Source organism: Kitasatospora sp. NPDC058243 (genome assembly GCF_042882025.1).
Lineage (GTDB): Bacteria > Actinomycetota > Actinomycetes > Streptomycetales > Streptomycetaceae > Kitasatospora.
This window is the reverse complement of the sequence record NZ_JBHVWW010000045.1, coordinates 45,407-59,193: the sequence shown is the minus strand read 5'-3', so window position 1 is coordinate 59,193 and position 13,787 is coordinate 45,407. Positions and strand designations below refer to the sequence as shown.

9 protein-coding genes are annotated in these 13,787 nt (G+C 75.9%); 8 read left to right on the top strand and 1 reads right to left on the bottom strand.

The genetic code is table 11. The features are described from left to right. The first annotated feature begins 38 nt into the window (after nucleotides 1-38). Complete coding sequence (locus ACFVX9_RS26165) at nucleotides 39-1,613, top strand: DUF4192 domain-containing protein (protein WP_387983684.1); 1,575 nt, start codon at nucleotides 39-41, stop codon at nucleotides 1,611-1,613. A gap of 61 nt (nucleotides 1,614-1,674) precedes the next feature. Here ACFVX9_RS26165 and ACFVX9_RS26160 read toward each other — a convergent pair whose 3' ends face one another. Beyond that, nucleotides 1,675-2,988: an alpha/beta fold hydrolase gene (locus ACFVX9_RS26160; protein ID WP_387983683.1), complete on the bottom strand. Its 1,314-nt coding sequence runs from the start codon at nucleotides 2,986-2,988 to the stop codon at nucleotides 1,675-1,677. Nucleotides 2,989-3,753: 765 nt separating this feature from the next. On the opposite strand from ACFVX9_RS26160, the gene ACFVX9_RS26155 reads away from it, so the two are divergent. The 7 genes from ACFVX9_RS26155 to ACFVX9_RS26125 all read left to right on the top strand — a co-directional run bounded on the left by ACFVX9_RS26155 (nucleotide 3,754) and on the right by ACFVX9_RS26125 (nucleotide 13,631). Then, nucleotides 3,754-5,877 (top strand): glycogen debranching N-terminal domain-containing protein, encoded by a 2,124-nt coding sequence (locus ACFVX9_RS26155; RefSeq protein ID WP_380375623.1) that lies wholly within the window; start codon nucleotides 3,754-3,756, stop codon nucleotides 5,875-5,877. A 106-nt stretch (nucleotides 5,878-5,983) separates the two neighbouring features. Further along, nucleotides 5,984-6,742 (top strand): NUDIX domain-containing protein, encoded by a 759-nt coding sequence (locus ACFVX9_RS26150; RefSeq protein WP_063351408.1) that lies wholly within the window; start codon nucleotides 5,984-5,986, stop codon nucleotides 6,740-6,742. Between the two features lie 242 nt (nucleotides 6,743-6,984). After that, nucleotides 6,985-8,457: an ATP-binding cassette domain-containing protein gene (locus ACFVX9_RS26145; protein WP_387983681.1), complete on the top strand. Its 1,473-nt coding sequence runs from the start codon at nucleotides 6,985-6,987 to the stop codon at nucleotides 8,455-8,457. Nucleotides 8,458-8,460: 3 nt separating this feature from the next. After that, complete coding sequence (locus ACFVX9_RS26140; protein WP_387983680.1) at nucleotides 8,461-9,384, top strand: hypothetical protein; 924 nt, start codon at nucleotides 8,461-8,463, stop codon at nucleotides 9,382-9,384. Nucleotides 9,385-9,502: 118 nt separating this feature from the next. Next, nucleotides 9,503-10,435: a FadR/GntR family transcriptional regulator gene (locus ACFVX9_RS26135; protein WP_063349357.1), complete on the top strand. Its 933-nt coding sequence runs from the start codon at nucleotides 9,503-9,505 to the stop codon at nucleotides 10,433-10,435. 448 nt (nucleotides 10,436-10,883) lie between these two features. Next, a complete protein-coding gene (locus tag ACFVX9_RS26130) occupies nucleotides 10,884-12,527 on the top strand; it encodes an RNA polymerase sigma factor (RefSeq protein WP_380480656.1) in 1,644 nt (547 codons plus the stop codon). Between the two features lie 300 nt (nucleotides 12,528-12,827). Then, the gene (locus tag ACFVX9_RS26125) at nucleotides 12,828-13,631 is read left to right on the top strand and encodes a S1 family peptidase (RefSeq protein ID WP_380480693.1); all 804 of its coding nucleotides are present in this window, start codon (nucleotides 12,828-12,830) and stop codon (nucleotides 13,629-13,631) included. Nucleotides 13,632-13,787: the final 156 nt, after the last annotated feature.

The window sequence follows — 13,787 nt, the reverse complement described above, 5'->3', positions numbered from 1 at the left end:
ATCCGGTGCGTCTCTCGGATTGCGTCACGCTTCCGGTCATGAACGCCGCGGACAACCGGAGCGTCATGAACAACGGGAGCGTCATGAACAACGAGCGCGTCACCCTGTCCCTCGGACCGTCCTCCGGCCACCGGCCGGTCACCATGCGCGGTCCGGCCGACATGGCCGAGCTGCTGCCCTACCTCCTGGGGTTCTACCCCGACGACAGCATCGTCGCGGTCGGCCTCCAGGGGTCCGACCTGCACCAGGGCGGAGTGATCCGGGCGGACATCCCGGAGTCGCCCGAGCAGTGGCCGGCCGCGGCGGAGGAGACGGCCGCCCTGCTGGTCGCCCTCTCCGAGCGGCACGGCGAGCGGCCCGTCCAAGTGCTCCTCTACCTCTGCCAGGATCCGACCACGGTGCACGCCCCTCCCGTGGTGGACGGCCTGCGGCCGCTGGCGGACGACCTCCGCGCGGCCTTCGGGCGCAGGGGGGTGGCCGTCAAGGAGTCGCTCTGCGTCTCGGACGGCCGCTGGTGGTCCTTCCTCTGCCGCCGCGCCGGGTGCTGCGACCCGGCGGGCAACCCGATCCGCCGTGCCCCCGGCCCGGGCCCGGCGGCCGCCGCTGCGGCCTTCGCCGGCCTCGCGCCGCGTGGCAGCCGGAAGGCGATCATCGGCGGGCTGGCCCCGATCGGCCCGCCGGGGGCGGACGCCCAGCGTGCGGCGCTCGCCCGGGCCGAGGCGGCCGAGGCCAACGGTGCTGACGGCGCTGGGGGCTCCGGGGGCACGGCCGTCCAGGAGCAGGCTGCCGGCCTGCTCGACCAGGCCTTCGCCGAGTTCGCGGCCGGGGCCCGGGAGCTCGACGAGGAGCGGGCGGCCCGGCTGCTGGTCGCCCTGCGGGACCGCCTCACCCGGGATCGCGGCGTCGAGTACACCCGGCCCGCCGAGCTCGCGCCCGCCGAGCGGCTCTGGCGCTTCCTCGCTCGGCGCGCCGTGCCGCCCTACGAGGGCTGCGCGGTGGCCCCGCTCACCCTGCTGGCCTGGGCCTCCTGGGTAGCGGGGGACACCGCGACGGCCCGCGTCGTGCTGGGCCACGTCCTCCGGCTCGACCCGTCCTACCTGCTGGCCGAGCTGCTGTACGAGTCGTTGAACGACGGTATGACGCCCGACGCGCTGCTCGCGGCGGTCGAGGCGCAGCGTCGGCGGCGCGAGGCGGGTGGGCCCGTGCCGGCGCCCGCCGGCGAACAGGGGCCGGTACCCACCGAGGGCCCGGGTGGTGACCAGGCGGGCCGCGGTGGGCCGTCGGGGCTGCCCGGGCCGGCGGGGGCCTCACGCCGCCGCCGGACGGCCCGCCGGAAGGCTGCGAAGGCGGCTCAGGCCACAGCGGCGGCGGCCGAGCGCGGCCCGGTCGGCCCGGGCGGCCCGGGCGAGCCGACGCCGCGTCCGGACGGTCCGGGCCCGCTCGCCCTGCTGCCGGCGCCCGGGTGCGCTCCGGTGCCCCGGCAGCGGTCCGCCCGGGGTCTGCGGCTCGGTCGGGCGGCGGTGTCCCGGGCCGCCGCCGCACCGTCGGCCGCCGGGCGCCACCGGTGCCGTGGCGTCCGTCGGGCGGCGAGGGGAGCCCACCATGCGCGCTGACCTCGCCGGGCGTCCGCCAGGGGCCGCCCGGAGCCTCGCCGCCCGGCCCGGGCGGGCTTCGCTAGGCCTCGCCGTGCGCCAGCTTGATCAGGCGGTCGAGCACCTTGCCGCCGCTCGCCCGAAGGCCGTCGTGCTCCCACTCGTTGGTGATCCAGGTCCGCAGACCGCGCACCGCGCGGGCGGTCGCCAGCGAGTCGGCGGTGTCCACGTACATGTCGTCGTGGTAGACCGCCGCCACGACGGGGACGGTGTTGGCGGCCAGCCGCGCCGGGTCGTACAGGTCGGGCCAGTAGGTGCGGGCGGCCAGCAGGTCCGCGGTCTCCTTCAGCGGGCGCAGCGCCGGGTCGGTGTCGAACATCCAGGGGTAGATCATCTCCCCGGTGAACAGCACCGGTGCGCCGGAGTCCAGCGAGGCCCGGGCGTCGAACTGCGGGAACTCCTTGCGGACCCGCTCGGCCGACCAGGCGGTGCCGCCCTGGTCCACCGAGCGCTGGCCGTAGATCGACTCGTGCAGCACGGCGTACAGCGGTCCCTCCGCGAAGGAGAGCTTGGCCTGGGCACCGGCCAGGAAGGTGTCGGACAGCTCGGGGCCGGCCGCGCCGTCCACCCAGGCCTCCTCCAGCAGGTAGTGCAGGGTGCCGGAGCCGCTGCCGCCGCCGAGCATCAGCCCGAGGGCCTGGAACGCCTCGACGGTCAGCAGTCCGCCGTCGGGCAGCGTCGCGGGGGCGGCGGCGAGGTGCGCGGCGATCCGCCGTACCGCCTCGACGTCCTGCGGGAACCTGGCGTAGTGGTCCTCGTTCTTGTGGACCACCCGCGGGTAGGCGGCGCGGTAGACGTCGTCCGCCGAACTGCCGAGGCCGGACAGGCCGCCGGTGATGAAGGCCTCGGCCAGGCCCTCGGAGGCGAAGGAGAGGTAGGTGAGGGTGCAGAAGCCGCCGAAGCTCTGGCCGAGCACGCTCCAGCGCCGGTCCGCGCCGAGCAGCTGGTGGCGGATCAGCTCGGCGTCCCGCACGATCGAGTCCGCGCGGAAGTGCGCCAGGTAGTCCGCCTGCTCCTGGGCCCCGCCGCGCCGGGCGAGGGTCTGCCGGGTCGCGGGCGTGGAGCGACCGGTGCCGCGCTGGTCGAGCAGGAGCACCCGGTAGTCGTCGAGGGCGCGGTCCAGCCAGGCGTCGCGGCCGAGCGGGCGGGCGGCCTTGCCGCCGGGCCCGCCCTGGAGGAAGACCAGCCAGGGCAGGTCGGCCTGCTCGCGGCCGGCGGCCACCACCTCGCGGGCGTACACCTCGATCTGCTCGCCCTGCGGGTCGGTGTGGTCGAGGGGGGCCTGGAAGACGTGGTCGGTCGTAACAATCCCGGGCAGCCGGCTGACGGTGGACATGCAACTCCTCGGTCTCTGCTGGTCACAGCGGTCAGGTCGCGGCTCACGGGGTCACCGGGTGCGGGCGCCGCGACCCCCGCACCGTATCCTGACCGCGGTCGGGCACCGGTTCGACGGCCACCGCCCACTCGGCCAGGCATACGATGCCGGGCCGGGGCGGGTTGCACGGCAGGCCGCAGGCCCGGACACAGCCGCCGCCACCCGACGGCGAGACCGCGCCGCCCTGGTGGCAGCCCGGTGACGGCCCGACCGTGACGGTTCGACGGCTGCGGCACGACCGCCCGGCGGGCCGGGCTCGACGGGCCGCACCCGTCGCCGGGCGTGACCTGGAGGCGGTGCGCGGCGTTCACCCCGGGGGGCCGGCGACCGGCCGACGCCCGTCCGGCGGCAGGTTCCGGGCGGACCGCCCGCCGAGCGGGGTGGCCACGGCGCCGGGGCACCGGAGCGTGCGGGGCCCGCTCGGGTCACCAGGCCCGGCTGTTGCCGCGGCCCACGGGCCGGGCGCCACCGGCGGGCCGGGCCACCGGACCTGACGACGCGCCGGGCGCCGCGTCGGGCCCGACGCGAAGGCGCGGCGCGCCGGTACCGGCCCGGTACCGCGCACCGCATGGCACGGCCCGGCACCGGGTACGGCCAGACACGGCACACCCGCCGACGGGGCACCCCGCCGGCCCGGCACCATCAGCACGCGATCGAGCGTGCTCGCGGCCCACCGGCCTGACCAGGCCACCGGACCGCCGAGGGGAGGAGAGTCCGGTGACCGCCATGAGGCCACCACAGGCCATGCCGGCCGAGAGCGTGGTCGGCGCGCCGAGACCGGTCGGCCGCCCCGACCAGGTCCAGACGGCCGGACCGGCGGGGGCGTCCGTCGGCCCGAGTCGGCTCGCGGCCCCGCCAAGGCCGCAGCCCCCCGCCGTCCACCACGCGGTGCTCTGCGTCAACGCCCCCGCGATGGCCGCCTCCGGACCGGACGGTCAGCTGCGCGGCCACGGCCTGCACGGCTTCTACCGCAACGGCGTCCGGGTGCTCGCCCGGATGGAGCTGCGCCTGGGCGGCATGGAGCCGCTGCCGCTCCAGGGCGCCCTGACCAGCACCGCGCAGGCCCGCTTCCTCGGCGCCGTCCGGCTCCCCGGCGACCTCGACCCGGACCCGGCGCTCACCGTCGAGCGGCTGCGCCACGCGGACGGAGTGGAGACCGTCATCGTGCGCAACACCGGCGGCCGGCCCGCCCGGCTGCCGATGGAGATCGCCCTCGGCACCGACCTCGGCCCGGTCGCCGAGATCGCCGCCGGGCACCGCCCGGCCGACCTGCCGGGCCAGGTGCAGTCCGCCGGGCTGCGCTGGGCCGGCCCGGCGCACAGCGCGGTGGTCAGCGCCAAGCCCTCCCCGCACGCGGTGCTGGCCGGGGCCGGGGTGCTCCGGTGGGACTTGGAGGTGCAACCCGGCGCCCGCTGGTCGGTCGAGCTGCGCGCCGAACTGGAGAGCACCGCCCCCGGCCCGCGGCCGCCCGGCGGGCGGGGCACGGGCGTGCCGCTGCCCTGGGCCGAACCGGAGGTCCGCAGCGACGACGCCCGGGCCGCCCTGCTGGTCACCCGCTCCCTGGACGCCCTCGGCGGGCTGCTGTTCGCCGACCCGGACCGCCCGACCGACCTCTACCCGGCCTCCGGAGCGCCCTGGCGCTTCGGCCTCGCCCCGGCCGACGCGCTCTGGGCCGCCCGGCTCACCCTGCCGCTCGGCACCCGGCTCGCCGCCGGCACCCTCCGGGCGCTGGCCCGCCGTCAGCAGCCCGCCGCCGCCCCGGGCCGCACCGAAGGCCTGCTGCCCGGTGCCCTCCGGCACGGCGGCCCCGAGCTGCCGCCCACCTGCACCGCCACCGAGGCCACCCTGCTGTTCGTCACCGTGCTGGCCGAGGCCTGGCGCTGGGGCCTGCCCCGCGCGGAGACCGCCGACCTGCTCCCGGCCGCCGAGCGGGCCCTGGCCGCCCTTCGCGAGGGCCTGGTCGACGGCTTCGTCACCGACCTCAGCCGTCCGGCGGAGGACCGCACCGCCCACCCGGTGGCCGCCCGGGCCGAGGTCCAGGCGCAGGCCCACCGCGCCGCCCTGCACGGCGCCGAACTGCTGGAGGCCTTCGGCCGCCCCGGCGCCGAGGAGTGGCGCGGCTGGGCCGCCGAACTGCGCGGGCGCTTCCGCGAGCGGTTCTGGATCGACGACCTCTCCGGTGGCCGCCCCGCCGCCGCGCTGGCCCCGGGCGGCCAGCCACTGCCGGCCGTCGCCTCCTGCCTGGTGCACCTGCTGGACACCGGGCTCGCCGCCGACGGCGGCCGGCACGAGAGCCTGCTGGACCGGGAACAGACCCGGCTGCTGGCCCAGCGCCTGGCCGCGCCGGAGCTGGACAGCGGCTGGGGCCTGCGCACGCTCAGCGCCAAGTCCCCCCGCTTCAACCCGCTGGGCCACCGCGGCGGCGCGGTGCGGGTCCACGAGACCGCGCTGGCGATCGCCGGGCTGGCCGAAGCCGGCCACGAGAACGAGGCCGGCGCCCTGCTGGAGGGCCTGCTCGCCGCGGCCGCCCACTACGAGGGGCGGCTGCCCGAGATGTACGCGGGGGAGCAGCGCACCCCTGGCTGCCCGCCGGTGCCGCACCCGGCCGCCTGCCGCCCGGCGGCGGTCTCGGCGGCCGGCGCCGCGCACGCGGTGTTCGCGCTCGCGGGGGTCCGCCCCGACGTGCCGGGTGGCCGGGTGCTGGTCCGCCCGGCCAGCACCGCTCCGCTCGGCGAGCTGGAGCTGACCGGCCTGCGGGTCGCGGGCGAGCCCTTCTCGGTCCGGGTGAGCCGGATCGGCGTGGCGATGGTCGAGGAGGCCTCTGCGGAGCTGCAACTGGTCGCCCGCTGACACCCCTGCCCGGGCCCGCCCGGTTCCGGCGACACCTCAGGCGGGCCGGGCGCGGTCCGTGTACGGGCCTGTGCTTATCGTCAGAGAGACGACTATGATCGTCGCCATGTCGCGCTACGATCCGTCGGCCTTCCCCCCGTTCGCTGTCACGGTTGACCTGGTGGTGCTGACGGTGCGCGACCACGCGCTCTGCGCCCTGCTGGTCAGACGCGGCGAGCCGCCGTTCCAGGGGTACTGGGCACTGCCCGGCGGCTTCGTCCGCCCGGACGAGGGCCTGGCCGAGGCCGCCTCCCGGGAGCTGGCGGAGGAGACCGGCCTGCGCGCGCACTCAGCCCCCGGCCACGAGGCGGTCGGCCCTGGCGCGGCCGGTGCCCACCTGGAGCAGCTCGCCACCTACGGCCACCCGCAGCGCGATCCCCGGATGCGGGTGGTCAGCGTCGCCTACCTGGTCCTCGCCCCCGACCTGCCGACCCCCCGGGCCGGCGGCGACGCCAGCAGCGCCCGCTGGGCCCCGGTCGGCGAACTGCTCGGCCAGAGCCCGGTCGACGGAGTCCCGCTCGCCTTCGACCACGGGCTGATCCTCGCCGACGGCGTGGAACGCGCCCGTTCCAAGATCGAGTACTCCTCCCTCGCCACCGCCTTCTGCCCCACCGAGTTCACCGTCGGCGAGTTGCGCCGGGTCTACGAGGCGGTCTGGGGCGTGGTCCTGGACCCGCGGAACTTCCACCGCAAGGTCACCGGCACCCCCGGCTTCCTGCTGCCCTCCGGCGGCACGACGACCCGTCAGGGGGGCCGTCCTGCCCAGCTGTTCACCGCGGGCGGCGCGACCGTCCTCAACCCGCCCATGCTGCGCCCGGAGTCCTGACCCGGCCCCGGCCCGCCGCCCCCGGCCCGCCGCCGACTCCCCCTGGCCCGGGAATCGCAGGATCGGATCGTCCCCTGATCGGGTGAGGTGGGTGGCCGACGGGCCCGCGCCGCTCCCGTAATGCCCGGAATCTCCGCCACCGGCCCCTAATGTGCTGGCGCGGGGCCGTGCCGGCACGCGCCAACACACCAGGGGGCGCCCCGCGTCGGGCAGGTCGGCCGAGGGCATGGGAGCAGGCAGCGATGATCCAGATCACCGGACTGACCAAGGTCTACCGCAAGGGCGCGCCGCCCGCGGTGCTCGATCTGACCTTCGATGCCCGGCCCGGCATGGTGACCGTGCTGCTCGGCGCCGAGGGCGCGGGCAAGTCCACCGCGATGCGGCTGATGCTCGAACTCGAACGCGGCCAGGGCGTCACGCTCTTCGACGGCCGCACCTACCGCCGGCTGCGCCGCCCCGAGCGGGAGGTCGGCGTGCTGCTGCCCGGCCCCGGGCCGGGCGCGGCCGCCGTGGCGGGCCACCCGGGCCGCAAGGCGCACGGCCACCTGCGGATGCTGGCCGCGGCGGTCGGCGCCCCCGCACGGCGGGCCGACGAACTGCTGGAGCAGACCCGGCTGGCCGCCGTCGCCGGGCAGCGGCTGCGCAGCTTCTCGCCCGGCATGCACCGCCGGCTGGCCTTGGCCGCGGCCTTGCTCGGCGACCCCGGCACGCTACTGCTGGACGCGCCGACCGAGGGCCTGTCCCCGCGCAACGTCGAGTGGTTCCACTCCTTCCTGCGCTCGTTCGGCGTCGCCGGCGGGACGGTCCTGGTGACCACCCGCACCCCGCAGGAGGCCGCGCAGCTCGCCGACCGGGTCATCACGCTGGACCGCGGTCGGCTGGTGGCAGACCAGCCGGTGGCGGAGTTCCGCCGGACCAGGCTCAGCCCCGAAGTGGCCGTCCGCGGGCCGCAGATGGCGCGGCTGGCCGACCTGCTGGTCAGTCAGGGCGCCGAGGTGCGGCGGGACGGCGGCGCGGGCCTCGCGGTGGCGGGCATCGACCGTACCGAGATCGGTGAACTCGCCTATCGCCACGGCATCCTGCTGCACGAGCTGGCCGACCGGGTGGTCGAGCAGCCGGCGCCCCGGGCCGCCCTGCCGGTCGCGTCGGGCCGCTCCGGCCACCTCCGTGTCCAGTCCGGCCCCACCGCTGCCGAGCCGGGCCCCGAGTCCGGCCCCGAGCCCGCTCAGGAACCGGCCTCCGACGCCCCGGCCGTCACCGTCCCGCGCCACCGGGGCGCCCGTCGCCTGGAGGCCCGGCCGGCGGCCGCCCACCACCGGGACGAGGCGGCGCTGCCCACCCGCGCCCTGCCGGCCGCCTCGGCCGCGACCGCCCTGTCCGCGACCGCCCTCTCCGCCCTTGGTGCCACCCCCCACCAGGCCGAGCCCGCCGAGCCCACTCCGACCGTCGCCGTGGAGCGGCTGTTCCGTGGCGGCCCCGGCGCCCTGGCCAGATCCGCGTCGGCCCTCGCCCCGACCCCCGTCCCCGCCCCCGCTGCCGGCGCCGGCGCCGGGGATCCCGGGCCCGACCCGGCCAGGGGCCGCCGCGAGAGCGCCGCCGACCTGCTGACCGACGACACCGTCCGGCTCGGCCGCCCGGCCCCGGCCCCGGCCGCGCCCCCGGTCCCCGGCGGTCCCGTCAGCCCCGCCACCCCCGACGACCACCGGAGCGAGTGAACCGTGCGTGTCCTGGCCTACGAGCTGCGCCGCCTGCGCGGCCTGCGTTCCACCTGGCTGTTGCTCGCCGCCGTGCTGCTGTGCGACGCCGTCACGGCCGCCGTCCTGGCGAGCCAGGCCCCGGCCGGCCCGCTGGCCGCCCCGGCCGGGGTGCGGCTGCTGACCGCCGCCGTGCCGCTGATCCCGCTGCCGTTCGCCGCGTTCGGGGCCGGCGTGCTGGGCGCGCTCTCGTACGGGCATGAGGTGCGACACCCGGGGCTGCCGGCCTCCCGGGTGTCGTACCCGCGGCGGGTGCAGCTGCTGCTGGCCAAGCTGCTGGTGGTCGGTCCCGTCGCGGGGCTGCTGGCGCTGGCGACCCTGCTGCTCGACGCCGTGGCGGTGCAGCTGGCACTGCCGGGCGGGGTGACGGTGGCCGCCTGGGCGGAGCCCTCGGCCTTGTCGGACCAGGTGTCGCAGGCGCTGGCCGCCACCGGGCTGTCCGGCCTGGCAGACGTGCCGGGCCTGGCCGACCTGCCGGGCGTGTTCGCCCCGGTGGGGCTGGCGGCCGGCCACGGGGTGCCGGCGGCTCTGCTGGCCTTCGTCCTGCTGACCGTCGTGGCGGGCTGGACCGGGGTGCTGACGGCGTCGCTGACCCGCAGTGCCTCGGTCGGGGTGCTGCTGTTGTGCGCGATGCCGCCGTTGCTGGAGTCCGGTGTGGCGCTGCTGCTGCGGGAGGCCGACAGGCCGTGGCCGACCCGTGCGGCCGAACTGCTGCCGTTCCAGTCCGGCGTCGAATGGGCCTACGGCTGGGTTTACCGCGGGGGGCACGAGGCGGCGGCCGGGAGTGCGGCGCTGACGGATCCGGCCCTGCTCGTGGCGGTGGCGGCGCCCGCGGCCGTCCTGCTGCTCGCGGCGCTCCTGGTGCAGGTCCGGCGGCGCGCGCTCTGACGCCGGGCGTCGAGGGGGTGGTCGCGCCGAAGAATCAAGATCGACCAGCAGTGACCGTAATGCGCGGTTCTTCCTGATAAGAAGTCAATTATCCAGTCGCGGTCGATCACCCTTTCGTGTGCTTTTCACGAGAATTCTCAAGCTGCGCCTGCCGATCGCCGACAAAGGAGCTGTGAGTACCCTTGCGCACCCCACCATGACCCCCGCCCGTTCCGCCGACGGACCCATCCACGGCCCCGGCGATCTGGACCGCTTCTCGTACGCCGACCGGCCGACTCCGCCGGCGCCCCGTTGGGAGGGCGCCGAGTCCGATCTCGCCCGGGTCGGCCGCAAGACCACCAGCAGCCGCGGTCGCGGTCTGCACGGCCAGCTGGTCCAGCAGCTCGGCCAGATGATCGTCTCCGGCGACCTCGGTGCCGACCGTCCGCTCGTGCCCGAGGAGATCGGCCAGCGGTTCGAGGTGTCCCGCACGGTCGTCCGCGAGTCGCTGCGCGTCCTGGAGGCCAAGGGCCTGGTCAGTGCCCGGCCGAACGTCGGCACCCGGGTCCGCCCGGTCGCCGACTGGAACCTGCTGGACCCGGACATCATCGAGTGGCGCGCCTTCGGCCCGCAGCGGGACGAGCAGCGCCGGGAGCTGTTCGAGCTCCGCTGGGCGATCGAGCCGCTGGCCGCCCGGCTCGCCGCCGGCCACGGCCGGGAGGACGTCCAGCAGCGGCTGGTCGAGCTGGTCGAGATCATGGGCCACGCCGCCGCCCAGGCCGACCTCTCCACCTACGCCCGGGCCGACGCCGAGCTGCACGGCCTGATCCTCCAGATGGCCGGCAACCGGATGCTGGAGCACCTGTCCGGGATCGTCGCCGGCGCGCTGCAGGTGTCGGGCGGCCCGGCCATCTCCTGCGAGCGCGCCTCCGAGTCCTCGGTCAGCCTGCACGCCCGGCTGGTGGACGCGCTGGGCACCGGCGACGGCACCGCGGGGGAGGCCGCGATGCGGGCGCTGCTCACCGTCCACCCCGAGATCGAGCCGTCCGTCCCTGCCCCTCGGGAGCACTGAGCGGGCTGTTCCGGTGAGCGGGCGCCCCGTCCGTCCTCCGTTCCTCCAGGGCCCTCCGGCCGCACCCGCGCGGCGCAGCCGGAGGGCTTCTGCACGTCGGCGGTCCGACCCGGACGCTTGATGCCCCGTCCATGACAACAGGTTTCGGCGCGGGTGAGCGATGATGGATTCCGGCCCCGTGGCCGTGGGCGCCGAGTGGTGTGACCCGCGACACGAAGGCCATGCGTAACACTTGACGAGTAGCAGCGATGTCTCCTGAGCGGGGGCAGCTCCGGAATACTTCAACATGTCACAATGCTGTGTTGGTCCGCGGCGCTGCTGCCGTCCTGCAAACCCAGTCCTCAAGCCCGAGTCGGTCGGAATCGACACCGCGCGTCCGACGCGCGATTTCCTTCCCCGCCCGCTCGGGCGGCCGGTACGGGTTCGAGTCCACTCATCGTCCGAGAGGTTGTTCGTGTCGGCCAGCACATCCCGTTCACTTCCCCCCGAGATCGCCGAGTCCGCAGCTCTGCTGGCGCTCATCGAGCGGGGCAAGGCCCAGGGGCAGATCGCCGGTGACGACGTGCGCCAGGCGTTCGAGGCGGACCAGATCCCGGTCACCAAGTGGAAGAACGTCATGCGCAGCCTCAACCAGGTGCTGATTGAGGAGGGGGTGGATCTCATGGTCAGCGCGGCCGAACCGGCCGGCGCCAAGCGCAAGAGCGTTGCTGCCAAGAGCCCCACCAAGCGCACCGCCACCAAGGCTGTCACCACCCGGAGCCCGTCCGCCTCCACGGCCCCGACCAAGCCGCCCGTGCGGATCGCGCCCGGTGCGCCCGTCGCGGCCCCGGCCGTCGCGGCCGCCACGGCGTCCGTCCCCACGGTGTCCGCCGGGATCACCTCGGAGACGACCGGTGTCGCCTCCGAGCTGAAGACGGTCGCGGCGAAGAAGGCGGCCCCGGCCAAGAAGGCCGCCGCCAAGAAGGCCGCCGCGCCGGCCAAGAAGACCGCCGCCAAGAAGACCGCCGCCAAGGCGGGCAAGGGCGACGAGGAGCTCGGTGGCGAGGAGGAGCTGCTCGAGGACGTCGCGCTGCCCGGCGACAAGGCCGGCGAGGAGGCGGAGCCCGAGGAGGAGTCGCAGGGCTTCGTGCTCTCCGACGACGACGAGGACGACGCGCCGGCCCAGCAGGTCGCCGTCGCCGGTGCCACCGCCGACCCGGTCAAGGACTACCTGAAGCAGATCGGCAAGGTCCCGCTGCTCAACGCCGAGCAGGAGGTCGAGCTCGCCAAGCGCATCGAGGCCGGCCTGTTCGCCGAGGACAAGCTCTCGGCCGCCGACAAGCTCGCCCCCAAGCTCAAGCGCGAGCTGGAGATCATCGCCGAGGACGGCCGCCGCGCCAAGAACCACCTGCTGGAGGCCAACCTCCGCCTGGTGGTCTCGCTGGCCAAGCGCTACACCGGCCGCGGCATGCTCTTCCTGGACCTGATCCAGGAGGGCAACCTCGGTCTGATCCGTGCGGTCGAGAAGTTCGACTACACCAAGGGCTACAAGTTCTCCACCTACGCCACCTGGTGGATCCGCCAGGCGATCACCCGCGCCATGGCCGACCAGGCCCGCACCATCCGCATCCCGGTGCACATGGTCGAGGTCATCAACAAGCTGGCCCGCGTCCAGCGCCAGATGCTCCAGGACCTGGGCCGCGAGCCCACCCCGGAGGAGCTGGCCAAGGAACTCGACATGACCCCCGAGAAGGTCATCGAGGTCCAGAAGTACGGCCGTGAGCCGATCTCGCTGCACACCCCGCTCGGCGAGGACGGCGACAGCGAGTTCGGTGACCTGATCGAGGACTCCGAGGCGGTCGTCCCGGCCGACGCGGTCTCCTTCACCCTGCTCCAGGAGCAGCTGCACTCGGTGCTGGACACCCTCTCCGAGCGCGAGGCCGGCGTGGTCTCGATGCGCTTCGGCCTGACGGACGGTCAGCCGAAGACGCTCGACGAGATCGGCAAGGTGTACGGGGTCACCCGTGAGCGCATCCGCCAGATCGAGTCGAAGACCATGTCGAAGCTGCGCCACCCGTCGCGTTCCCAGGTGCTGCGCGACTACCTGGACTGATCCGGCCGGTACGGTCGCAAGCGTGTGACGAAGGCCCGGAGCCCCACGGCTCCGGGCCTTCGCCGCTGTCCGGGCCCGGGCGGGTCAGCGTCCGGGTGGCCGTTGTCCCTCGTCCGGGTGGCGGTGCGGCGGGAAGCGGTCGCACCGCGTAGTCGATCACCTACGCTGTGGCGGTTGCCTGCTGCCGAGCCGACTGGAGTCACGGTGCTGCCCAACCCGGACCGCGCTGCCCTGCCGACCCCCGCCCCGCCCCCGGCGAGCCCGGCGGCCGCCCGTGCGGGCCGCCGCCGACGGGCCGCCGTGCTGGCGCTGCTGGCCGCCGTGCCCGTCCCGCTGCTCGCGCTCGGTGCGGCCGGTCCGGCCGGGGCGCAGCGCCGGGTGGTCGGCGGCACCGCCGAGACCACCGCCGACCACCCGTGGGTGGTGGCGCTGTCCAGCCGCCAGCAGTTCGGCAGCGGCCGCTCCGGCCAGTTCTGCGGGGGAGCGCTGGTCACGCCGACCAAGGTGGTGACGGCCGCGCACTGCTTCTACGACGAGTCCCGGGGTGCCAAGGTGGACCGGCCGGGGCTCAAGGCCGTCATCGGCCGGGACGACATGCGCAGCTCGGCCGGCCGCGAGGTGCCCGTGCGGTCGGTCTGGATCCACCCCGACTACTCCTTCACCGCCAACCTGAACGATGTCGCCGTGCTCACCCTCGCCGACCCCCAGGACTCCCGGCCGGTGATCGACCTGGTCGGCCAGGGCGAGACCGAGCCGTACGCGGCCGGGACCGCCGCGCGGGTCTTCGGCTGGGGCGACACCACCGGGCACGGCGACTACTCGCCCACGCTGCGCGGGGTGGAGGTGCCGGTCATCGCGGACCAGACCTGTGCGCAGGCCTACCCGGGCGGGCAGGACGGCAAGTTCGACGCCCGGGGCATGGTGTGCGCGGGCGAGGAGAAGGGCGGCAAGGACGCCTGCCAGGGCGACAGCGGAGGCCCGCTGGTCGTCGGCGGCCGACTGGTCGGCCTGGTCTCCTGGGGGACGGGTTGCGCCGAGGCGGCCCACCCGGGCGTCTACACCAGGGTGGCGTCCGTCGCGGACGCGGTGCGCTCGGTGCTGTGAGGGCCGCCCGGGCCGTTGCCGGTGGCCAACTGGTCACGTTCTGAAGCCACATCGCTGCGGAGCGTGTGGGTCTCCGGGAACAGCAGAGCCGGGCGACCGGCCCCGAGGGGACCTGTCGCCCGGCTCACCGGTCGCGCGTGGTGCGCGACCGGACAC